This is a genomic window from Pseudomonas sp. 8 R 14, assembly GCF_900005955.1.
Taxonomy (GTDB): domain Bacteria; phylum Pseudomonadota; class Gammaproteobacteria; order Pseudomonadales; family Pseudomonadaceae; genus Aquipseudomonas; species Aquipseudomonas marginalis.
Genome location: NZ_CVTH01000049.1, coordinates 25,650 through 48,229, shown reverse-complemented (window position 1 = coordinate 48,229; position 22,580 = coordinate 25,650). Strand labels below are relative to the sequence as shown.

20 protein-coding genes are annotated in these 22,580 nt (G+C 61.8%); 9 read left to right on the top strand and 11 right to left on the bottom strand.

Going from position 1 to position 22,580, the window contains the following annotated elements:
- Positions 1-490: 490 nt before the first annotated feature.
- Positions 491-1,399 (bottom strand): LysR family transcriptional regulator, encoded by a 909-nt coding sequence (locus BFQ01_RS10240; protein WP_027608660.1) that lies wholly within the window; start codon positions 1,397-1,399, stop codon positions 491-493.
- A 204-nt stretch (positions 1,400-1,603) separates the two neighbouring features.
- On the opposite strand from BFQ01_RS10240, the gene BFQ01_RS10235 reads away from it, so the two are divergent.
- Positions 1,604-2,002 (top strand): helix-turn-helix domain-containing protein, encoded by a 399-nt coding sequence (locus BFQ01_RS10235; RefSeq protein WP_065925179.1) that lies wholly within the window; start codon positions 1,604-1,606, stop codon positions 2,000-2,002.
- Positions 2,003-2,060: 58 nt separating this feature from the next.
- Positions 2,061-4,823 (top strand): ATP-binding protein, encoded by a 2,763-nt coding sequence (locus tag BFQ01_RS10230; protein WP_065925178.1) that lies wholly within the window; start codon positions 2,061-2,063, stop codon positions 4,821-4,823.
- Here the strand turns inward: BFQ01_RS10230 and BFQ01_RS10225 are convergent.
- Entirely contained in the window at positions 4,770-6,293 is a 1,524-nt protein-coding gene (locus BFQ01_RS10225) for a winged helix-turn-helix domain-containing protein (protein ID WP_065925177.1), read from the bottom strand. The two genes, BFQ01_RS10230 and BFQ01_RS10225, sit on opposite strands and share 54 nt — an antisense overlap.
- Before the next feature lie 95 nt (positions 6,294-6,388).
- Entirely contained in the window at positions 6,389-7,339 is a 951-nt protein-coding gene (locus tag BFQ01_RS10220) for a GlxA family transcriptional regulator (protein WP_065925176.1), read from the bottom strand.
- Between the two features lie 181 nt (positions 7,340-7,520).
- On the opposite strand from BFQ01_RS10220, the gene BFQ01_RS10215 reads away from it, so the two are divergent.
- Positions 7,521-8,243, top strand: coding sequence for a pirin family protein (locus BFQ01_RS10215; RefSeq protein WP_027608665.1), 723 nt, complete (start codon positions 7,521-7,523; stop codon positions 8,241-8,243).
- A gap of 145 nt (positions 8,244-8,388) precedes the next feature.
- Positions 8,389-8,892 carry a phage infection protein gene (locus BFQ01_RS31355; protein ID WP_083244865.1) on the top strand — a complete coding sequence of 168 codons (504 nt, stop codon included), beginning with the start codon at positions 8,389-8,391 and terminating at the stop codon, positions 8,890-8,892.
- A 62-nt stretch (positions 8,893-8,954) separates the two neighbouring features.
- Here the strand turns inward: BFQ01_RS31355 and BFQ01_RS10205 are convergent, their stop codons facing one another.
- Positions 8,955-9,959 carry a quinone oxidoreductase family protein gene (locus BFQ01_RS10205; RefSeq protein WP_065925175.1) on the bottom strand — a complete coding sequence of 335 codons (1,005 nt, stop codon included), beginning with the start codon at positions 9,957-9,959 and terminating at the stop codon, positions 8,955-8,957.
- Between the two features lie 101 nt (positions 9,960-10,060).
- On the opposite strand from BFQ01_RS10205, the gene BFQ01_RS10200 reads away from it, so the two are divergent.
- The 5 genes from BFQ01_RS10200 to BFQ01_RS10180 all read left to right on the top strand — a co-directional run bounded on the left by BFQ01_RS10200 (position 10,061) and on the right by BFQ01_RS10180 (position 14,983).
- Positions 10,061-10,924, top strand: a complete 864-nt coding sequence (locus BFQ01_RS10200; RefSeq protein WP_065925174.1) for a LysR family transcriptional regulator — start codon at positions 10,061-10,063, stop codon at positions 10,922-10,924.
- A 320-nt stretch (positions 10,925-11,244) separates the two neighbouring features.
- The gene (locus BFQ01_RS10195) at positions 11,245-11,973 is read left to right on the top strand and encodes a winged helix-turn-helix domain-containing protein (protein ID WP_065925173.1); all 729 of its coding nucleotides are present in this window, start codon (positions 11,245-11,247) and stop codon (positions 11,971-11,973) included.
- Complete coding sequence (locus BFQ01_RS10190) at positions 11,966-12,670, top strand: hypothetical protein (protein WP_065925172.1); 705 nt, start codon at positions 11,966-11,968, stop codon at positions 12,668-12,670. The genes BFQ01_RS10195 and BFQ01_RS10190 overlap by 8 nt, the downstream gene beginning before the upstream one ends.
- 31 nt (positions 12,671-12,701) lie before the next feature.
- Positions 12,702-13,349 (top strand): winged helix-turn-helix domain-containing protein, encoded by a 648-nt coding sequence (locus tag BFQ01_RS10185; protein WP_065925171.1) that lies wholly within the window; start codon positions 12,702-12,704, stop codon positions 13,347-13,349.
- Between the two features lie 242 nt (positions 13,350-13,591).
- Positions 13,592-14,983, top strand: a complete 1,392-nt coding sequence (locus tag BFQ01_RS10180; RefSeq protein ID WP_065925170.1) for an undecaprenyl-phosphate glucose phosphotransferase — start codon at positions 13,592-13,594, stop codon at positions 14,981-14,983.
- 582 nt (positions 14,984-15,565) lie between these two features.
- On the opposite strand, the gene BFQ01_RS10175 is transcribed toward BFQ01_RS10180, so the two are convergent.
- The 7 genes from BFQ01_RS10175 to BFQ01_RS10145 all read right to left on the bottom strand — a co-directional run bounded on the left by BFQ01_RS10175 (position 15,566) and on the right by BFQ01_RS10145 (position 22,577).
- Positions 15,566-17,641 (bottom strand): YjbH domain-containing protein, encoded by a 2,076-nt coding sequence (locus BFQ01_RS10175; RefSeq protein ID WP_065925169.1) that lies wholly within the window; start codon positions 17,639-17,641, stop codon positions 15,566-15,568.
- Positions 17,638-18,405, bottom strand: a complete 768-nt coding sequence (locus tag BFQ01_RS10170) for a capsule biosynthesis GfcC family protein (protein ID WP_065925168.1) — start codon at positions 18,403-18,405, stop codon at positions 17,638-17,640. Before BFQ01_RS10170 ends, BFQ01_RS10175 begins: the two co-directional genes overlap by 4 nt.
- Entirely contained in the window at positions 18,402-19,055 is a 654-nt protein-coding gene (locus tag BFQ01_RS10165) for a YjbF family lipoprotein (protein WP_370671251.1), read from the bottom strand. The genes BFQ01_RS10170 and BFQ01_RS10165 overlap by 4 nt, the downstream gene beginning before the upstream one ends.
- A gap of 12 nt (positions 19,056-19,067) precedes the next feature.
- Positions 19,068-20,180, bottom strand: a complete 1,113-nt coding sequence (locus BFQ01_RS10160) for a polysaccharide biosynthesis/export family protein (RefSeq protein WP_065925167.1) — start codon at positions 20,178-20,180, stop codon at positions 19,068-19,070.
- 87 nt (positions 20,181-20,267) lie between these two features.
- Positions 20,268-20,507, bottom strand: a complete 240-nt coding sequence (locus BFQ01_RS10155; protein WP_027608676.1) for a hypothetical protein — start codon at positions 20,505-20,507, stop codon at positions 20,268-20,270.
- A gap of 178 nt (positions 20,508-20,685) precedes the next feature.
- Positions 20,686-22,095, bottom strand: a complete 1,410-nt coding sequence (locus BFQ01_RS10150; protein ID WP_065925166.1) for a mannose-1-phosphate guanylyltransferase/mannose-6-phosphate isomerase — start codon at positions 22,093-22,095, stop codon at positions 20,686-20,688.
- A gap of 23 nt (positions 22,096-22,118) precedes the next feature.
- Positions 22,119-22,577 (bottom strand): GDP-mannose mannosyl hydrolase, encoded by a 459-nt coding sequence (locus BFQ01_RS10145; RefSeq protein WP_065925180.1) that lies wholly within the window; start codon positions 22,575-22,577, stop codon positions 22,119-22,121.
- Positions 22,578-22,580 lie beyond the last annotated feature (3 nt).

Here is a 22,580-nt window from a genome sequence, read left to right as displayed (position 1 = left end):
ACCCGGCAGGACGCCGGGTTAGCCGCGCTGGGCCATGGATGGCCCATCGCGGCGGCCCACGCTCCAAAGCCGGAGTGAGGGCACACCGAGCCTAAGCGAGGTGCCGAGTGTTGGGGCGAAGCGTTTTTGGTTACTTTTGGCGCTCTTCCAAAAGTGACCCGCTGTAAGAGCGGAACCCTAAGCAGCCGTTACCGCAGCAACGGATATGTACTCGCTAAAACTCCAAAAAAAGGTCGGCCCGAAGGCCGCCACGGGAGCAAGCTCTTATAGAACAAAATTTATCTCATTAATTTTAAAAATAAATTATTTGCCGATTTATCGGCATGTTCTCTGCGCGAAAGCGCAGCCTGTTTACAGGCTGGGCGGCCTCCCTCGCCACAGACCGCTGAAAGAAGTTGTGTAGATACTGATGCTCATCGGGGGCAAGCCCCTTCCACATTTCTACCGAGTACACCCGGAACAACTCCGGTCGGTCCAGAGGCCACCAAGCTCACCCCCCTCCCGCCATATGCTGCGCAATCCTGCCCCTCAACCACCGCTCCGCCGGGTCATTGTCATGCACCCCACTCCACACCATCGACAACTCCGCCGCATCGATCGCAAACGGCGGATCCTCTGCCCGCAGCGCCGTGCCCTCGGTCAACGCACACGCCGCATAGTCCGGCACCGTGGCAATAATCTGCGTACCGGCCAGCAGCGCCCGCAAGCCACTGAACTGCGGTACCGCCAGCACCACCCGCCGGGCACGGCCGATACGGGCCAGGTCCAGGTCGATATTGCCGCTCAAGTCCCCCGAGAACGACACCATCGCATGGGGCCGTGCGCAATAATCGTCGAGGGTCAGCGGTTCGACGCCGTCATCCCCGCGCAGCACCTTGCAGGGAATGTCCCGCAGTTTCCTGCGCTTGGCATTCGCCGGCAGTTCAGTGGTGTAGCTCACGCCCACCGAGATCTCGCCACTGGCCAGTAATGCGGACATCAGCAGGTAATTGGCGCGGCGTACCACCACGATAATGCCCGGCGCTTCTTCGCGCAGTTGGCTGAGCAACGGCGGGAACAGGCCGAACTCGGCGTCGTCGGACAGGCCGATGCGGAACACCGCACAGCTGGTGGAAGGGTCGAAATCCTTGGCGCGGCTGACTGCGCCTGAAATGGTGTCCATGGCCGGTTGCAGCTCCTTGAGTATCGCCACGGCGCGTGGCGTGGGCTCCATGCCCCGGCCGTTGCGCAGCAGCAACGGGTCGTCGAACAAATCTCGCAGCCGGCCCAATGCCGCACTCACCGCCGGTTGGCCCATGAAGAGCTTTTCGGCGACCCGAGTCAGGTTCTTCTCGAACATCAGCGCTTCGAAAATCACCAACAGGTTCATGTCGACGCGGCGCAGGTCGTTGCGGTTCATGGCGGTATCCAAACGGTTAGCAGGCTGCCAGCTAAGCAGGAAAAACACTGCCTGGATTGCATGCCTGTGCTGTCTTTTTCGTGACCGAACCTGGCGAAATTAACAACGATTAACTCGCCAGCCAGACGGTGGGGCGCCAAAAATGAGCCGGTCTACACTGCATCCATTCACCGGGAACGCTCCCATCGACTGCGGATATTCGTCATGGCCCGACCTGCGTACTGTACTCCTCGCTTATCCGCCACCGGCGGCCTGTGCCCCCGGCGCGAGCGGATCGCCAAGCAATTGATCCTCGCCAACCTCGGGGAAAGCCTGGCGATTGCCGACCTGGCCCAGGCCTGCGCCCTGTCGCGCAGCCATTTTTCCCGCGCATTCAAGTGCACCACCGGGCTGTCGCCCCAGGAATGGATACGCCAGCAACGCATCCAGCGGGCCAAGGAACTGATCACCGGCTCCTCCTTGAGCCTCACGCAAATCAGCCTGGAGTGCGGGTTTTGCGACCAGGCGCATTTCTGCCATATGTTCACGCGCAGCGAGGGCGTCAACCCGATGACCTGGCGAAATCACCAACTGCGTCACAAGCCTCAAGAGATCGCTGCCTAGTGGTCTGCATGCACCTGGAATATGCTGGCCGCTTACTTTTCCCAGAGCATGGCCACCCATGAGTGCCCCACGCGACCAGGCCGTGCATTTCGGCCCTTACCGTATCCACCCGCACCAGCGCCTGGTGCTGGAGGCCGGTCGCCCATTGCGCTTGGGACGGCGGGCCGTGGACATCCTGCTGATCCTGCTGGAGCAGGCCGGCACGGTGGTGAGCAAGCAGGAACTGATCGCCCGGGTCTGGCCCAAAAGCGTGGTGGAAGACGGCAACCTGCGGGTGCACATGGCGGCGCTGCGCAAGGCCCTGGGCGATGGCCAGGCCGGGCAGCGCTATATCGTTACGGTGGCCCAACGTGGCTACAGTTTTGTGGCGCCACTGAGCATCGAGCCGATGAGCCTACCGACCGAAGGCGCCCCCCAACGCCCGAGCCACAACCTGCCGCTGCGACGCACGCGCATGCTTGGCCGCCAGGCCCTGATCGACAGCCTGGTACAGCAGCTGCCCGAGCAGCGCTTTATCACCCTGACCGGCGCCGGCGGCATCGGCAAGACCACCGTCGCCTTGCGCGTGGCGGAATTGTTGATCGGCCATTACCGCGACGGTATTCGCCTGCTGGACCTGGCGCCTCTCAGCGCGCCGTCGATGATCCTGCCCAATCTCGCCGCGCTCCTCGACCTCACCCACACCGAGCACGAACCGTTGCCCGTGTTTGCACGCCGCCTGCAGGAGCACCAGTTGCTGCTGGTGATCGACAACTGCGAACACCTGCTGGACGACATCGCGCTGATCAGCGAGGCCCTGCTGCGCCACGCGCCCCAATTGCACATCCTCGCCACCAGCCGCGAGGCCTTGCGCGCCGAGGGCGAGTCGGTGCAGCGCCTGGAACCCCTGGCCTGCCCGCCCGCCACCGGTAACCGCGCTCAGGCCCTGGGTTATCCAGCCCTGCAACTGCTGATCGAGCGGGCCATGTCCCATCAGGACAGCTTTGAACTGAGCGAAGCCGAACTGCCCCTGGCCATTGATATCTGCCAACGCCTGGACGGCATTCCCCTGGCAATCGAGTTGGTGGCCGCGCAGATCGAGCGCTTCGGCCTGCCCGGCCTGCTGGTGCAGATGGAAGACAACTTTCGCCTGCTCACCCGTGGCCGACGCAGCGCCCTGCCCCGCCATCAAACCTTGCGTGCCACCCTGGACTGGAGCTTCGAATTGCTCACCGGCTGCGAGCAGATCTGTCTGCGTCGCCTCGCGGTGTTCCGCGGTGGTTTCAGCCTGGCCAGTGCGGCGGCGGTAATCGCCGGGCAACAGGTTGCACCGGCCGAGGTGCTGGGTTCGATCACCCAGCTGGTGGCGAAATCCTTGCTCAATGTGGAGGCCGGGGATGACGAGGTGATCTATCGCCTGCTGGACATCACCCGCACCTATGCCCTGGAAAAACTCAGCGTTGCCAATGAACTCGACGCCACCCGTGAACACCACGCCAGGCGCTGCCTGGTGCTGATGAACCAGGCGCAGGACGATTGGGAACAGACCGCCACCCAAACCTGGATCGACCGCTATGCGCCGCTGCGCGAAGACATTCGTGCCGCCCTCGACTGGGGCCTGGGCGACCAGGGCGTGCACCTGCTGGGCATTCGTCTCACCGTCAGCGCCATGCCGTTGTGGCAGGAGCTGTCGCTGCTGCGCGAACACGGCCTGTATGTGGGCAAGGCACTGGCGCGGCTGGGGCAATCGAGCACACCGAGCCCGCACTTGAACATGGCCCTGCAGTTGGCCTTCGGCAGTTTTTCCTACCACACCCAGGGCGGTACGCCGCAGACCATCGAAGCCTTTGCCCATGCACGGCGCCTGGCCGAAGCCGACAGCAACCTGGTCGGCCAACTGCGCGCGGTGTCGGGGCAAATGGCGGTCAGCCTGTGTGGCGGCAACTACCGCGAGGCCCTGGAACAAAGCCTGCATTTCGACCGGTTGGGACCTCAGGCCGAGCCGTTGCTGGCCCTCAGCGCCCAACGCCTGAGGGTGCTGGCGCAGCACTTCGCCGGCAATCAGATACTGGCGCAGCAGAATGCCGAACAGGTGATCCAGCGCATGGCCCAGAGCGGCCATCTCAACCGGTTTACCCACGGCTTTGGCGTGCAGTACGACCAGAGCGTGGCCTCGTTGACCATCCTCGCGCGCATCCTGTGGCTGCGCGGTTTTCCCGAACGTGCGTGGCGCACCGCCAGCCAGGCGCTGGAGCTGGCGTTGCAGATCAACCACGGCACGTCGATTTGCTACACCCTGGCCCTGGCCGGGGTGGTCATCGCCCATTGCAACGGCGACACCCTTGCAGCCCGCGACCGCTTGGACCTCCTCCTGCAACAGGCGCAAAAGCATTCAGTGCAGTTGTTCCACACCTGGGCGCAATGCTACGAAGGCACGGCGCAGATCGCCGATATGCAGGGATTGGGGCTGGTCGCAGACATCCTGGTGACCTTCAACACCCGTGCAGTGGATGAGGCCTTGTTCGAACGCGCCCGGAGCGGTGCCGCCGGCTGGTGCAGCCCGGAAATCCTGCGCGTGCGCGCCGAGGCCATGGCCGATCCCCACGGGGCCGAGGCGCTGCTGCTCGAAGCCCTGGGCCTGGCACACCAGCAAGGCGCGTTGGCCTGGGAACTGCGCTGTGCGGACTCCTTGGCGCGGCTGTGGCAACAGCAGGGTCGTGTGCAGGCTGCTCGCGACCTGCTGGGTTCGGTCTACGCGCGATTCAGCGAAGGCTTCGCCACCCAGGACCTAGTCCGCGTACGCCGCCTGCTCGACGAGTTGCAGGACAAACGGCCGGCCTGAAAACGCTCCCAGGTAATGCCCATAACCCTGCTGCAAACGCGCCACCTGCTGCGGGTTACGCAGGAGTGCCAGGCCATAGCTGCGCACGCTGTTGAGCAGACGATAGCGCGGATAACCCGGACCGGGTTCGAGGCTCAGCAGCGAGGTGCCGACCAGCCGCCCGAGCAGGTACGACAAATCGGCGTGTTCCAGCTCGGTGCCGGCCACCAGCTTACCCAGGGTGGGCAAGGTCACAGCCATCTTGAACAGGCTCAGTTGCAGGAACAGCCAGCGCTCCGGCAGGCTCAGGCGCTCGTAGGTCCAGTCCAGGGCGGCGGTCAGGGATTGGTGGCGCTCCACCGCTGTGCGGCGGCCCCGGGTCAGTACCTGCAATCCACTGTGCAACTGCGCCTGTAGACCGCGCACGCCCAGCGCATCCACTTGGGCGGCCGCCAGTTCAAGGGCCAGGGGAATACCGTCGAGGCGCCGGCAGATGTCCCGCAATGGCGCCAGGTCCTGTCGGCGCAACACAAAGCCCTGTTGGCCGGCACACGCCCGGGCGACGAACAGTTGCACGGCGGGGAACGCCATCGCCTGTTCAACACTGCCCAGCGCCGACGGCGCCGGCACGCCCAGCGGGGGCACGCGCAGCACCCATTCGCCTGGGGCCTGCAACGCTTCGCGACTGCTGACCAGCACGCTGACCTGGGGCGCATTTTCGCGCAGCGCCCGCAAAAGATGTCGACAGGCACCGAGCAGCAGGTCGGCGCCGTCGAGTACCAGCAGCAATTGCCGGGAGACCAACTGGCGGCACAACTGCGTGACACTGCCGCCGGGTTCCAGGTGCAGGATCGTGGCCAGGTGGCGCAGCATCATCAGCGGCGCCTCCACCGTGGCCAGGTCGACCCACCACACACCGTCGCGGTAGCGCGGCAACACGCGCTCGGCCAGGGCCAGGGCCAAGGTGCTCTTGCCCACGCCGGCGCACCCGGTCAGGGTCATCAGGCGCTGCCCGGACACCCGCCGCACCAGCACGCCCAGCAGTTCATCGCGACCGATCAGCGGGCTTAGCCGGGGGGCAAGGTTATGCCGGGGCAGCACCGCGGCAGCCGCGACCCGCACGGGGGCGGCGAAGCAGTAACCGCGCTGGGGGTCGTTGATAATCAAGCGTTGCCCGTCAAGGGCACGGCGCAGTGCGGCGATGTGCACCCGCAGGTTGTTCTCTTCCACCACGCTGCACGGCCAGACCCGCTCGATCAGGGTGGCCTTGCTGATAAATTGCCCTGGCGACTCCAGCAGCACCGCCAGAATATCCAAAGCCCGCCCGCCCAACGGCACCGGCCAACCCGCCTTGCTCACCAGCCGCTGCTGCCGATGAAAGGCATAGTCACCGAAGCGCACCGTGCTATCCGCGTCAATCGCCTGAGGCATATTCATGTCTGCAATCGCGCTGAAACGCCCGATCTTGGGCTTCCGCGCATCCTTTTCCATGGGCTCGACCTTATCTTGCCAGCTACCTGTAACAGGGCAATGCTGGCACAGGGAGCGATACGGACAATCGGGTGCGCGAGACGGACATCCTGTCGTTAACTGAACTGCTGGCGATATTGGGTCGGGTTGAGGCCGAGTTTTTCACTGAATAGAAAGCGCATGTGCCGCACGCTGCCGAAGCCTGCGTGGAACGCCACGGTCTTGAGCGGCAGGTCGGTGGTTTCCAGCAGTTGCCGGGCGCGGTCGATGCGCGCGCCCTGCAGGAAGGCCATGGGCGTCATCTGCACGTCCTTGGCGAACAACCGGGCAAAGTGGCGCGGGCTCATGCCGGCCAGCTCGGCCATGGACTCGATGGTAAAGGGCTGGTCCAGATGGGCGAGCACATGGTTCTGCACCCGGGTGATCGCGGTTTCCTGGGGTGCCACGGACGCGGTCATCGGGCTGAACTGGGCCTGGCCGCCCTGGCGCTTCATCACCACCAGCAGCACCTTGGCCACATCCACCGCCACTTGCTTGCCATGGTCCTGGGCGATGATCGACAGCGCCAGGTCGATACCGGCGGTGACCCCGCCCGAGGTAATCAACCGCCCGTCCTGCAGGTAGATGCGATCCGTCTCGACGATGGCCTTGGGGAAGGCCTTGATCAGGCGCTCGGTGTAGTGCCAGTGGGTGGTCACGCGGCGTTCGTCGAGCAGCCCGGCGTGGCCCAGCACAAAGGCGCCGGTGCAGATCGAGCCGAAGCGCCGCGCCCGTGGCGCCGCCGCCTTGAGCCAGGGCAGCAGCGCCGGATGGCATTCGTTATAGGCACCCGGGCCGCCGGGCACCAGCAGCAGGTCATAAGCCGCCTGGGCCTGGTCCAGCAGCAGGTCAGTCTGGACCAGCACCCCATTGGAGGCGCGCAACGGACCGGGCTCGGTACCCAGGGTGAGGATCTGGTAATGCTCCGCCGCCGGCAGGTAGCGGTTGGCAATGGAAAACACTTCGAGCGGCCCGGCCATGTCAAGCAGGAGGAAGTCAGGGAACAGCGCCATGGCCACGGTTTTCATACGGGAAGCATCCATCGAGGGGAAGAAAGCGAAAGGCATTATGGCATGGCTTTTACTGTCAATCTCAAGGAGACAGTTATTCAAATTTCAGCTTCTTAATGAATTTTCAGGTTGCCAGTAACCTTCTTCTCAACGCAAGCGCCCTGCATCTCGCAGCCCGCGCTCACTTGAGGACAAGACCATGCTGACCCTTCGCAAAGCTTCCGAACGCGGCGCCGCCAATCACGGTTGGTTGAAGTCGTTCCACACCTTCTCGTTCGCCAACTATTGGAACCCCGATGAACAGGGTTTTTCCGACCTGCTGGTGATCAACGACGACCGCGTCGCGGCCGGCAAAGGCTTCGGCCAACACCCGCACCGCGACATGGAGATTTTCTCCTATGTGCTTGAAGGCGCCCTGGAACACAAGGACACCCTGGGCACCGGCTCGGTGATTCGCCCCGGCGATGTGCAACTGATGAGCGCCGGCAGCGGCGTGGCCCACAGCGAGTTCAACCACAGCCAGACCCGTGGCGTGCACTTCCTGCAAATCTGGATCGTGCCCGCCGTGGCCGGTGCCGAGCCGCGCTATCAACAGGAGCACTTCAGCGCGGCGCAGAAACAAGGGCGCCTGCAACTGATCATCTCGCCGGACGGCAGCGACGGCTCCCTGACCGTGCGCCAGGACGCCAGGGTGTACGCCGGGCTGTTCAACGGCGACGAAGCCGCGACCCTCGACCTGCCGCCGGATCGCCACGTGTACATCCATGTGGCTCGGGGCAGCGTGGACATCAACGGCCAGCGCTTGCAGGAAGGCGACGGTGCCCGAGTGCGCGATGAGCGGCAAATCCGCCTGAGCCAGGGCCAGGATGCCGAGGTGCTGGTGTTCGACCTGCGCCCCCAGGAACGGCCACAGATGCCGTGACCGGCTCGGCGATGGCCCTTTGAAACGGGCCATCGCTGGCATCGATAGTCACCATCAGCCCAATGAAGTTCTCTTAAAAAATGCAACGCGTAACATCAAACCCATACCAGGCAACACCCAACTAAAACACTCGGAGCACACCATCATGAAACGCCAAATCTTGCTTAGCCTCGCTTTCTCGGTACTCGCTGCAAACGCATTTGCCCACCCTGTTGTTGCTGAAGGCGGCGCGGATCGCCTGATCGAAAGCCGTGTTGCTGAAGGTGGCTCGGATCGCCTGCTGGAACGTCGTGTTGCCGAAGGTGGCTCGGATCGCTTGCTGGAACGTCGTGTTGCCGAAGGTGGTGCTGATCGCTTGCAGCAACGCGGTATTGTTGAAGATGGCGCCGATCGCCTGCAAGGCAACCGCTTCGCCGAAGATGGCGCCGATCGCCTGCAAGGCAACCGCGTCGCCGAAGATGGCGCCGACCGCCTGCAAGGCAACCGCGTTGCCGAAGGTGGCGCTGATCGCTTGCAGGAACGTGGCCTGGCCGAAGGCGGTGCCGATCGTTTGCAGCAACGCGGTATTGTTGAAGGCGGTGCCGATCGTTTGCAGCAACGCGGTATTGTTGAAGGCGGTGCCGATCGCCTGCTGGACAACCACGCTTAATCCCGCACTGTTCGCGGGGCACCCCAAACCGGCCTGATCAGCCGGTTTTTTTTCGTCTTCGATTAATGCAGGTCGCGGTCCACCCACACCACAGCCTTGCCGATCTGTTGCCGCGCTTCGATGCGCTCATGTACCTGATGCAGCGTTTCCAGCGTGTAATGCCCTTCGATAGCCACCGTCAACGTACCTTCGAGCATCGCCGCAAATACCGCGTTGGCACGCCGTTGTACGGTCGCGCCGTCGGCCATATGGTCGGCCAGCCGGGGGCGCGTCAAAAACAGCGAGCCCGCCTCCCCCAGTTCCATCGGGTCGAGATCGGTCAACGAACCCGAGACATTGCCGTAGTTCACGATCAGGCCGCGCGTGCGGCAGGCGCGGAAGCTGTTACGCAGGGTGCTTTTGCCGAGCGAATCGAAGACCACATCCACCCCCTCCCCGCCTGTGGCCTCCAACACCCGCTCGGCAAATCGGCCGCCGTCATAGACCCAGGCCTGGTGGGCCCCGCGCTCGTGAGCAATGGCGCATCGTTCAGCGGTGCTGCCGGTGGCGAACACCGTGGCGCCTGAGCGCCGGGCCATCTGTACCAGCAACTGGCCGATGCTGCCGCACGCAGCGTGGACCAGGCAGGTGCTGCCGGCCTGCAACCTGGCGACATCCTCGATCAAGTAGTGGGCGGTACAGCCTTGAAACATCGCCGCAGCCGCCTGATCGAAGGCGATGGCACCGGGAATCTGCGCCACCCTGGCCGCGGGCACCAGGGCGTACTCGGCGAAGGCGCCCCAGGCAATGCACCACGCCACCCGGTCGCCGACGGCCAAATGGCTGATGCCTGCGCCGACTTCCACCACCACGCCGGCGCCCTCCATACCCAAGGTGCAGGGCAGGCGCACCGGATAGGTCGACGACTGCGCATATTTGCCCTGGCGGGTATGGATATCCATGAAGTTGATCCCGGCGCACGCCACCTTGACCAGCACATGCCCGGCCAACACCTGGGGTTTGGGGAAGTCATGGCGCAATTGGGCGACTTCAGGGCCGCCGTAGGTTTGCAAGGTAATGGCTTTCATCGGGGACAACTCCGTGTGCACTGGGAAGCGGCCATGGTAAAAGGACGCTCTCAGTAGGAAAATTCCCCAAAGCTTCCCAACCTCCGTGCGGAAATAACCCGATGTTCGATTGGCAGGACCTGTATTACTTCACGGTACTGGCACGTAGCCAGTCGTTGTCGGCGGCCGCCCGCGAGTTGCAGGTGGAGCACGCCACCGTCGGGCGCCGCGTCGATGCGCTGGAAAAAGCCCTCGGCGTCAAACTGGTGGACCGCCTGCCGCGCAGCCGCCCGCTGACCGCGCAAGGCCTGGCATTGGCGGAGTTGGCGGCGGGCATGGACGAAATGGCGACGCAGGTGATGCGCCTGTCGCGGGTCGCGTCGATCGAAATGGCCGGCACGGTGCGGGTCAGTTGCCCGCCGTCTATCGCCCACTATTGCATTGCGCCCCATATAGCGCGGCTGCGCGCCCAATACCCGCAGTTGAACCTGGTGCTGATGCCGTCGACCCAACTGGCCGCGCTGGACAAAGGTGAAGCGGATATTGCCCTGCGCACGGTGCGTCCCGATGAGGAAGCCCTGGTACGCAGGAAAGTCGGCGTGGTGCGCTTCGGGCTGTATGGCCCGCCGACGTTCCAGCAATTGCCGGCTGCGCAGTGGACGTTCATCGCCTACGACAGCAGCCGTGACCACCTGCCCCAGCAAGCCTGGATGCACCAACTGCGCGGCGGCCGTGAGATCGCGTTTGCCGCAAGCGACCTGGCCACCCAGCAAATGGCGGCCAGGGCCCAGGTCGGCGCGGTGGTGTTGCCGACCCTGGTGGGCGATCACGACCCGCTGCTGGTCAGGCTGCCCACTGCGGTCGAAGGCCCTTTACGTGATATCTGGCTCACGGTGTACCCCGACATGCGCCGCTCGCCGTCCGTGAAGGTGGTCATGGAGTTTCTGGTGGCGTGCATCGAGGCCGAAGTGCAGTTGCGCCGTTGAGCCCATCCGAGGGGCCGGCCGCCAACCTTCGGGGCGCTCTGCAGGCGTTTTTCCGGTCTGAGAAGGTCAACGCTTAAACCTGCACCCGTCAAAAAAATCGTTGGAACTAAAATACTTATCGAGCATTAAGAGTTTGCACTAGGATATGTGTAAGTCGGTACAACCTCCCATGAAATATCCCCCTATTACCCCCTGCGCTCGTAAAAACCAAGTGGTGAATGTTAAAATTTGTCACGTTTTAGCGGAATCAATTCGATTAGTATCTAAACGCTAGCAGCGATTGAACTGACGGCCTTGCATGCCGGAAAAGGGAGTAGGTGATGCATTTTTCCAACGTCCTCGCTATTGCACGGACTCAATCGAAATCAGAGGACTTTCGGGCGCTTTTAGTTCGCACTGTAGCGAATAATTTAAAAGTCGATACACGTTGCTACGGTCAACTAATTGACACCCAGGAAAGCCACGTACATTACCGTGCCATCATTATAGAAATTGATACACCCTCCGCCAGCAATCTGAGCCTGGACATAATAAAAAAAGCGCGAACTGAAAACCCCGACTGCACGATATTCGTCGTGATCACCTTTGCGTCGACCCTGAGCAAAACAAAATACTATCTGGCTGGCGCCGATTACTGCATCAAGGCGATCGAAACTTCACCCGAAAAAAAGTTGAATCTGTTTGATGCTTTTCTCAGTGAAAGCGCTCGACTCAATCAGTGCGACCTGATTCTCGACCAAGACCGCATGTGCCTGTATGGCGACGGGAAAAAGTTGGAAATATCCTTCGTCGAAATGAAAGTACTGGAAGCGCTTATTCAGAACCGACTGCTCAGTCATAATGAGATCGCCCGTGTCATGGGACTTAATACCAAGTACTACGACTCCCGCGCACTGGAAAAATCCATCAGCCGTTTGCGCAGTAAAATCAAGGCGCACTACGGTGAAAACATCATCCAAAATATTCGCGGTTATGGTTATAAACTCAGCCGGGGTCTTATTTGCGCCAGCCATTTCCAACCCACTAAGGAGGGGCCGAGCCGTGAATAGTGAAAAAACGCCCCCTGTACATACCCCGCACTTCAAGATCATCAGGCAAGCCATCGTTGATCGCGGTCATGCCTGGTGGGGCAGCGAAATCAGCGTAGCGGATGGCGTTGATCCCGAACAACTTGAAAGTGCCTGCACTGAGGCCTTGCGCCATATCCACCCACCGCGCAAAACGCCTAAGGCAGTCAGCCCGGCGACGAGTCATACGCTTCTGCGCATGGGTCAATCGGCCCTGATGAACGAGGACATCCTCAAGGCGATCATTCAGGCCGCGCGGGCATTGGAAGACCACAAACAACCCTTCACCCTCAGTCTCGACAACCCACTGGACGCCCTGCCCGGTCCGGTAGAACGCCGGGCGATGGTGCGTCAGTTGTATAAGTTGAAAGACCATAGCGGTATCACGTTGGCCTACAACAACTACAGACTCGATACAAAGCCGGCAGACCTGCTGGTCGACCTAGAGCTCTACGACTATATAAAAATGCCCTTTCCGGATTCTGCCCTCAGGCTCAGCCTCAATACGCGTTCGGACCTGTTCGACCGGCTTTACGATCACATGCTGGAACTGATCAGTGCCTGCAGGGTCTGCTTCATCGCCGATCAGGTCGAGTTTGCCGACAGCGCCATGCTGGCTAAAAACTTGCCGTTCGAATACTTTCAGGGCGGCTATTACTCCCCCGCTGACTGCCTTTAACAACTGCATCTTCCTGATATGGGTGGACCCTATGAGTTCTTTCAAGAAACACGCCTTCGCTCCAACACTTGCGTCTATCGCACTGCAGGACTTCACGCCCAACGCAGAGTTTTTCTATTACGATGTAAACGCCCCGGCGACCACGGACCCCGCCGATACAAATCCGGCGTTTTCCCAACCACAGATCACCCCGCATTTTAATACCTACATTATTACCCACACCCTCAACTTGCCCTCACAATCGTTTAACCCCAAGCGGCAAGAATCCAGAATGCCAACCGCCAAGGCCCCTGACAGCGCACCGAATAACCATACGCGTACTCAAGAGATCAGCGCCGAACGAACGCCACTGTATCCACAGGATTTCTGGCTGCTCACCCAACATGATCGAGCACTGGTCAAGGGCGGCCTGCGCATTTCATTGACCACTATTGAATCGGCGCTGATTAAAAAGATGCTGCACCATGAAGAACGCGTGGTCAGCAAAGAAGAGTTGATCCGTAATATAGGTCGTGAACCCGATTTATACCGCGGATTGGAAATGTGCCTGAGTCGTTTGCAGGAAAAGTTCAAGCGGGTCAACGACGGTGAACGCCTGTTTCGTGCGGTAAGAAACCGTGGTTATTGCCTGACGCAAAAAATCAAAAAGCCGCTCGAGCTTAGTCAGCCACGCCGTTAACAAAAATAAAAACAACCCAGGCCTTTTAATTCACCCTGCCTATTAAAAACTCTTCTACCTGCCCTTTTATAACATCCACTTCGCCAGACCCTCCTGACCTTGTTATAAGTCGTCAGCCACTGCCCCCTGCCGTTCATTACTATCAATGGGCACACGCCTGCGCGTGCCTGTCGTTTATAAAAGTTAACCGTTAACCCTTAACGCCTGCCACCACGTGCGCGGTCATCACCGGGAGCAGAACTATGCTTAATAACACTAGAATGCATCGCAACCTGACCCCCAGGGGTTTGACGTTCTGGGGACAATGGACACTCGCATCGAGCTTAGTTGTTGCACTGTTATTTACGCTGGTTATCTTGAAGACTGGCCAACTGGAGTATTACTACCGCGTCCTGGCCGCCTTTACGATATTGGCCTCTCTCCCGGCGTATACCTTATGCGATGTCTACAGCAAGAAAGATGATTATGCCGTGGGCCTTGGACGCTTGTTCATGGGCTGGCTGTTAACCATGGGTATATTGTTTGCCGTGGGCGTAGCCTGTCATGCCAGCGCACTGTTCCCTGTGGAAACCTTATTACTCTGGGCGGCGGTCAGTTACCCGTTATTGGCACTGTGTTACATACCGCTGCACAGCCTGTCCCGGTATTACCACCGCCAACTTCACGAACGCCAAAAATCATTGATCGTGGGCACTGGCAAGCTTGCGGTGGACCTGGCCAGGACCCTCTCACGGCAAAAACGCTCGCCCCTGGTGGGTCTGGTCGGCAGCCGTGCCGAGGCGACCGAGGATGCGCAAGCGCAGATCCTCGGCGAGCTGCCGCAACTGCCCCAATTGATCCGGCAACACGGCATCCGCCGGCTCTACATCACCCATTCATTGCAGGACGCCACCCACATTGAGGCGTTGTACCTCAACCTGCTGGAGATCAGCGTGGATGTGATCTGGGTGCCCGACCTCAATAACATGCTGCTGCTCAACCATTGCGTGGCCGAAGTGGATGGGCTGCCGGCGATCTACCTCAACGAAAGCCCGCTGACCAGCCGCCCCACCGCTGCACTGAGCAAGTCGCTGCTGGACAAGAGCCTGGCTGCTCTGGCGATCATCGTGCTGAGCCCGCTGCTGTTGCTGGTCGCCCTGCTGATCAAGCTCACCTCCCCCGGCCCGGTGATCTTCAAGCAGGACCGCCACGGCTGGAATGGCGAGGTGATCAAGGTGTGGAAATTCCGCTCCATGCGTGTGCATGACGACCATGAGGTACGCCAGGCCAGTCGCAACGATTCACGCATTACGCCGGTGGGCCGGTTTATCCGGCGTACCTCCATCGATGAATTGCCGCAGCTGTTCAACGTGCTGCAAGGGCACATGGCCCTGGTCGGCCCACGCCCCCATGCGATTGCACACAACGACTACTACTCGGGGAAAATCCGCGCCTACATGGCCCGCCATCGGATCAAACCCGGCATCACCGGCCTGGCGCAGGTCAATGGCTGCCGGGGCGAGACCGAGACCCTGGAGAAGATGCAACAGCGCGTCGATATCGACCTGCGCTACATCAATACCTGGTCGCTGTGGCTGGACATCAAGATCCTGTTGAAGACGCCGTTTACGCTGCTGTCCAAGGACATCTACTGACCCCCTGCGTAGCAAGGCTGCGTCAGCGGTGTGCCTGGCAGACCGTAAACGCAGCCTCGCCGCGGCTCGACAGCTGCTACGAGTGCCAATCCCCATCACCACCTCACCCACGTAGCGCAACCGAGGCTGCGTCAGCGGTGTGCCTGGCAGACCGTAAACGCAGCCTCGCCGCGGCTCGGCAGCTGCTACGAATGCCAATCCCCATCACCACCTCACCCCCGTAGCGCAAGCAAGGCTGCGTCAGCGGTGTGCCTGGCAGACCGTAAACGCAGCCTCGCCGGGGCTCGACAGCTGCTACGAGTGCCAATCCCCATCACCACCTCACCTGCGTAGCAGCTGCCGAGCGCAAGCGAGGCTGCGTCAGCGGTGTGCCTGGCAGGCCATAAACGCAGCCTCGCCGGGGCTCGACAGCTGCTACGAGTGCCAATCCCCATCATCACCTCACCTGCGTAGCAGCTGCCGAGCGCAAGCGAGGCTGCGTCAGCGGTGTGCCTGGCAGGCCGTAAACGCAGCCTCGCCGCGGCTCGGCAGCTGCTACGGATTTGAGCGGTGTTGGATGAGACAGTATCTGTGTGGGTGCATTTATTCGGTGATCTTGTCGATGTTCTTGTAGAACAGCTCACTGTCGCGCCCATCGGTCATCGAATGCAGTGAGTAGGCGCGGTTCAAGCGTGCGCCGCCATCGCGGGTCAGTGGCGCCCATACCAGGTTGGCGCGCCGCATCGTCGACAGGCTCATCAACTCATCGAACGGAATGGACAGGTACAGGCCTTTGTCGAAGCTGCCTTCGCCGTACTCTGCGCTGGATGCAGTGGTGCGGGTGATCCACGCGCCAATCCGCACGCCATTGTTGAATTCCCGCGACAGGTCCAGGGTCGCGCCCCAGTCCCTGGCCAGGTAGCGGCCGACACTCAAGGCGCCCTGAATGTTGAACGGCAGATCGGTGTAGCCGGTGATATGTCCGGTGAGGGTGCGGTAATCGCGCAAGCTGAAATCCTGCTCGAAACCACGCTGACGCACGTAGTTCAGGTCGGCCCCCAATGCCCAGCGTTGGCCCATCGGGCGGTACAGCACTTCACTGCCGACACCGGCGTACATCGACTCCAGCAAACCACCGTAGACCATACCGTAGAGGTCCTGGTCCAACTGCTGCGCATGGTTGAGCTGGAAGGTCGGCAGGGTCACATCGGAGGTGGTCATGTACCGGCGCAGGTCGGTCCGCACCCGGGGCAAGCCACTGGGCGCATCGTAGGTAAACCCGTCGTAGTTGTTCAGCAGGTTGACGCTGAGCAGGCCGCTCCACCAGGTATTGCGGGTGAAACGATACTCGCCGTCGAGGTCGGCGGACACCTGGTAGAGCAAGCCATCCGGCCCGCCGACGTTCTGCTTGTAGCCCAGCCCCACCCCATAGGTGAAGGGTTTGGGCGGCTGGGTGTACAGCACTGTCTGGCTGCGGTTGCTGGCACGATTGACCTCGACCTGGCGATGCAGGTTCTGCAGGTCCTCGCGGTGGTTGACCACCTCGCGAAAGGTCTCGCGCGGCACGCTGGTTTCTTCGATCGGCAGCGCATAACGCTCGCTCACCAGGGTGAACCAATCGATCTGGTCATTCACGCTGCCATCCAGAATCCGACTGGCGCGGCCCACCGCCTTGGCGCTGTAGAAATAGCGCTGCTGTTCGCCGTACACCAACAACTCCGGCCCGCGCTGGGTAATGCGCTGCACGTTGTAGCCGGCATTATCGTGCAGGCGCCGGGAGACGGCGGCCCAATCCACCTGGTCCATCGGCGTGGTCGGGGCCTTGGCAGGCAACTTGGGGGCCGGCGGGTCGTAGGTTTTTACCGGGGCCTTGCGGCTGACGAAATTGGTGTGCAGGGTGATGCCGAACATGGCGGTGTTGCCACGTTCCCAGGCGGCACTCACATCGATGGAGTCGGCCAGCTTGTAGACCAGGCCCAGGTTGATGGGCGAGTCCTGGCGCTGGTTGTTGTCGCGGGGTTCGTTCTGATAGTCGTTGCCCTCGTATTCCAGCTTGAGGCTCAGCGGTGCCCAGGGTGTCTGATAGGCAATCCCGCCGAACAACGCGGGCCGGCCGCGAAAGTAGCCGTTGGAAAAACTGCCGGAGCCTTCGGCGGTGGGCCGCTGGTTGAAACGATCATCCAAGGCGCCCAACGGGTTGCCGAAATCACCGCGACTGCCCAGGTACCCCCAGGCGATGCCGGCACTGAAATCCACATCACCGTAGCGCTTGTTGGCCACCAGGTACTCGCTGGAAAACAACCCGGTGCCACCCAGGTCCATGAACCCCAGCGCCACCTCGGGCAGCCAGTGGCTTTCCTGATACAGACGCACTTTGGCGTCGACGGCCTTGTCCTTATAGCTCTGGCCGCCGCTGAAGGACTCGGCGCCATAGGGGCGGTTGGTGATCGCGGTGTAGCGAAAGGTGCCCTCCAGCCAGTCCAGGGGTTGCGCCGAAAAACTGTAGCGGCTGTAGGGTTCGGTGCGGTTGGCATTCACGCTGAGTTCGCCGGCGGGCGCCATGCGGGCGGTGGGGGTTTGCAGCAGCCCGACGCCACCGAAATCGCTTTGGGTGTAACGGGGATCGCCATGGGCGACGCCACAGGGCACCAGCAGCACGGCTGCAATACATAATTTCAAGGCGTGACCTCGGCCAGGGGTTGGGTGGCAAGAAACTCGGCCAGTTGCTGATTGAGTTCGGGGGTGAGCGGGTCCAGGTCGTCGCTGCGGATCGGCACCAGCAACGTGCTGCCCGGCGCGGGAGGCGTGCCCTCCTCGCGATTCCATGCCGCGATACCCAGGCGGGTGACATGGCCGTCGGGCTGGATCAGCCACAGGTAATCGCGGTCCGCTTCCGCCAGGGCCGGACAGGCGTGGAGGTAATCGAGGGGCCGCTGCATCGGCCGGAATGCCAACGTGCAGGCCACGGCGACGGCACCCACGACACGCACGCTGTCCGGCCTCGGCGGATAAACCAGGCTGTCGCCCTCACTGACCAGCGGGTTCGGCGCAAAGCCGACTTCCACCGCCACCGGATCCAGCATCGCCTGTTGGCGGCCGGTCACCGGCAAGGCCTGCACCTGTTGATAGAGCCGAGCCGCCGCATGCGCGCGACCTTCGCGACCGGCCGCCAACGCCGCACGCTGCAGGGTTTGCAGGTCAAACAGCACACCGGCCTTGAGCCGTGCCTGCTGTGCCAGCAAGGGTTGGCGCAGCCAGGCCGCACCGAGCCAATAGCCCTGGGCATCCGGTTGCGACGCCGTGATCACATCCAGCAAGCGCGCCGCGGGCGCCAAGGGGATCGGCCCCGGATTGCGCACCTCGCCGCTGACGGTCATCGCCGCCTGGGACACACTGGCGCCACTGCACAACAGCACCAGCGCGGCCAATTTTCGCAGCATCATGGGGCATCCTTGCGAGTCGGTTGCAGTTGGGTAATGGTGAGCGTCAGGTCGGGCGTCAGGTGCTGCTCGCTCTGCACGATAAAACCGTCGCCGGGGTCGACCCAGTAACGGTTACGCGCGTGAAAGCCGGCGGCCTCGATGTCTTCATCCACCCGCAGCAAGGCATAGGATTTGTCGAGAATCTCGACGCTCTCCAGTCCCTGGCGCGTCATGCGGCTGTTGACCGTAATGCCCAGGCGATAGCCGTCCACCACGTCGATCTGGCGCGTGCTGCGATAGCCGTCCGGGACACGATGCAACCCTTGCTGGAACGGTGACCGGCCCTGCCAGCGCGTGCCATCCAGGTCAGTGCCCAGGCCCACCGTGCGCACCACCAGACCATCGCGCAGCAGCAGCACCTGTTTGCCGGACGCCACCCAGAACTGCAGGTCGTCACGCTGGCGAATCAACGCCATCACCCCAGCGCCGGACACCGTGGTGACCTTGATCTGGGGGAACGGCACCGCATCCACCTGGGCCTGGCTCAACACCAACGGCGGCGGGCCGCCGACGGCAGCCTTGAAGGTATCCAGCGAGGCCTGCATCAGCGGATTGCAGCCAGCCAACAGCCACGCCAACCCTGCGTACGTACCGATTTTCAGATTGTTCACGCAGGTACCACCCTATCGGCTGCTGGCTTCGCTCAGGTTGTTCTGGGTGGATGCACCAATGCCGATGATCGACGCGGACGGCACCAGTTGGCTGATAAAGCGGTTCCAGCGCGTGATATTCGCCGGGCCGACAAACACCACGTCCTGGGGCTGCACATCAAAACGCGTGGCCAGGGCCATGGCCGAGGGGGAGCCGGCTTCCAGCTGGAACACCTTGGCCGGTTCCACATCGATGTTCTGCGCGCCGCGAATCACGTAGATGGCATCGGCGTTGGAGGTGTTCTGGTTGACCCCGCCCACTGAACCCAGCACGTCGGAGAGGTTCATGCTGCGGGTCTTGAAACTCAGCGCGCGGGGTTGCATCACCTCGCCCATCACGTAGATGCGCTTGCGATCGTTGTAGGCCAGGTACAGCTGGTCGCCGTCCTTGAGATAGATGTCATTCAGGCGCGACTGCTCAAGGTTGAGCGTGTCGAGGTCCAGGGTGTAGCGCTTGCCGCCACGGGTGAGGGTGAGGTTCGACAGGTCGGCGTTGATCGGGTCGATCCCGGCGGCGCCGAGGGCCTCGCTGACGTTCATCGCAATCGTGGTGAGGGGCACCGGCCCGGCCTTGATCACCGCGCCGCTGATCACCACTTTCTGGCTGGCAAAACGCAACACGCTGACATCCACCTGAGGGCTGTCGATGTACTGGCGCAGCTTGTCGGTGATCTCGCTGCGCAGCGCTTCAATGCTGCGACCCTTGGCAACCACCTCGCCGACGTAGGGATAAAACAGGTTGCCCTCGGGGCTGACCAAGCGACCGTTGGCATCGATCTGCTGCTGCGGGCCGGACGGCGCGGTAAGTTCAGGGTGATCCCACACCGTGATATACAGCGCGTCATTGGCGCCGATCAAATACGGCCCGGGTTTATAACTCAAGAGTTCTGCTGGAATGGAATAAGGCACATGACTTGCCGCGTCCATGGCCAATAACTTTGGCGTAATCGGAATTAAATCCACGCGACTGTTTTCAGGCCCGCCCTCTTCGGTCAGGGCGGCCGTATCCATATATTGACCCGGGGAAAACATGCAGCCTTGCAATAATGCAGCGGCCACGGCTGCAATAGAAAAAATACGCATCATAGTGCTAGGACACTCGCGATAGACGACAAGAAAAAAAGACCACTTGGGCGGGGATTCCAAGCGGTCTTAAAAGCGGAAGGTGTACGACTAGTTGCTGGTACCCGTAGTGCCGGTGGTGCCGGTAGTACCCGTGGTGGTGCCGCCATTGGAGCTGCCGCCGCTGTTGGAAACAGCGGCAACACCGGCAACCAGGGCAGTGCCGACCAACAACGTTTGCCCCACCGTAACGGTTCCGGCCACTGTGGTATCAAGCCCCAACGGTAACTCGTCGGCCATCGCCGAAGTACTCAAGACACTGAGTACCAGAATAGCCAGTGATTTTCTCATTTCAGACTCCTTATCATCAGTGAGCAGGCAAACCGATAGTGCCATTCAACTAAACAGCACACCAGACAGATAATATTCAACCGACCTAGTTGAAAATAACGTTTTCCCGGCAAGCCCCGGCCTTCAATGCATTGCGCCCGGCGAAGTTATTAAAAACGTTATTAATTGTCGGAAAACCTCAGGCCCTGCCGTACTTGTCTTCGAAGCGCACAATATCGTCCTCGCCCAGATAAGAGCCCGACTGCACTTCGATCAACTCCAGCGGGATCACCCCCGGGTTTTCCAGGGCGTGCACCTGGCCGATGGGGATATAGGTCGACTGGTTTTCCGACACCAGGTAAGTCTGTTCGCCATTGGTCACCCGCGCCGTACCGCTGACCACGATCCAGTGCTCGGCGCGATGGTGGTGCATCTGCACCGACAACTTGGCCCCCGGCTTCACCGTGATGCGCTTGACCTGATAGCGCTGGCCGTTGTCCACCGAGTCGTACATGCCCCATGGCCGATACACCTCGCGGTGGTTGAGATGCTCATGGCGCCCGGCCTGCTTGAGCAGGTCGACGATGGCCTTGACCTGCTGCACCTGGTCCTTGTGGGCCACCAATACCGCGTCCTTGGTCTCGACAATGATCAGGTCCTGCACCCCCACCGTGGCCACCAGCCGACTGTCGGCGTGGACGTAGGTGTCACGGGTGTCCAGGCTCAGCCCGTCGCCGCGTATCACATTGCCGCTGGCATCTTTTTCGCTGGCCTCCCACAACGCCGACCACGAGCCGATATCACTCCAGCCGGCCTGCAACGGCACCATCACCGCGTCATGGGTGTTTTCCATCACCGCGTAGTCGATGGAGTCGTCCGGGCACGCGGCAAAGGTCGCGGCATGCACGCGGGTGAAGGGTTGATCCTGGCTGCCGCCTTCCAGCGCCACGCGACAGGCCTCGAGGATAGCCGGCTGGAAGCGTTCCAGCTCCTCCAGGTAACGACTGGCGCGGAACATGAACATGCCGCTGTTCCAGTAATACCCACCGTCGGCCACATACGCCGCAGCGGTGACGGCGTCGGGCTTCTCGACAAAGCGCTTGACCCGATAACCGCCCTCGCCCGCCGCCGCGCCTTGTTCGATATAGCCGTAGCCGGTATGGGCGCAAGTGGGCGTGATACCGAAGGTCACCAGCTTGCCGTCGCGGGCCAGCGGCAGCGCCACTTCCAGGCTGGCATGAAACGCCGGGACGTCTTCGATCAAATGGTCCGCCGCCAGCACCAGCAGGATCGGGTCCTGGTGCTCGGCCAGCGCCTTGCACGCCGCCAGCGCGATGGCCGGCGCCGTGTTGCGCCCCACCGGTTCCAACAGGATGCTGGCCTGTTCCAGGCCCAACTGGCGCAATTGCTCGGCCACCAGGAAGCGATGCTGCTCATTGCAGATCAACTGCGGCAGCGCGACGTTGGCGCCTTCCAGCCGCGTGATGGTCTGCTGCAGCATCGACAGGTGCGCGTCGGTCAGGCGCAGGAACTGCTTGGGGTTCAGTTGCCGCGAAAGCGGCCACAGGCGCGACCCCGAACCGCCTGCCATGATCACCGGTAACAACATGAGAGCGTCCTCGGGAGAGAGAGTCAGAAATAGGCGCGAGTGTGTTCATGCACCCGCGGGCTGATGCGCAGTTCGTCCTCGGGCCACCAGCGGTAATGCTGGTGTTGCTCCGTGGGCGGCTGAAGGGTCTGGCCTTCCGCCAGGTCCAGGCAATAGCCGAGCACCACATAATGGGTGTTCGGCCCGGCCCCGGCGTTGGCGAACACGCTGTCGTCGTAGAAGTGCTCGTACACCCCCAGCAGCCGCGCCTGGGCGCGCTCGAACGGGTGTCCCAGTTCGTCGCGGGTGATGCGCCGGAAGGCGTTGTCGAGGTGTTCGTTTTTCTGGATACGCCCGCCGGGCACGAACCAGAAACCATAAGCCGGCCGATTGACGCGCAGGCCCAGCAGGACCTCGCCACGGGTGTTTCTCACCACCAGGTCGATCGCCACCAGCGGCGTCGATGCCACGACCGTATTGAAGGTCGGTAAATCAAGCCACATACC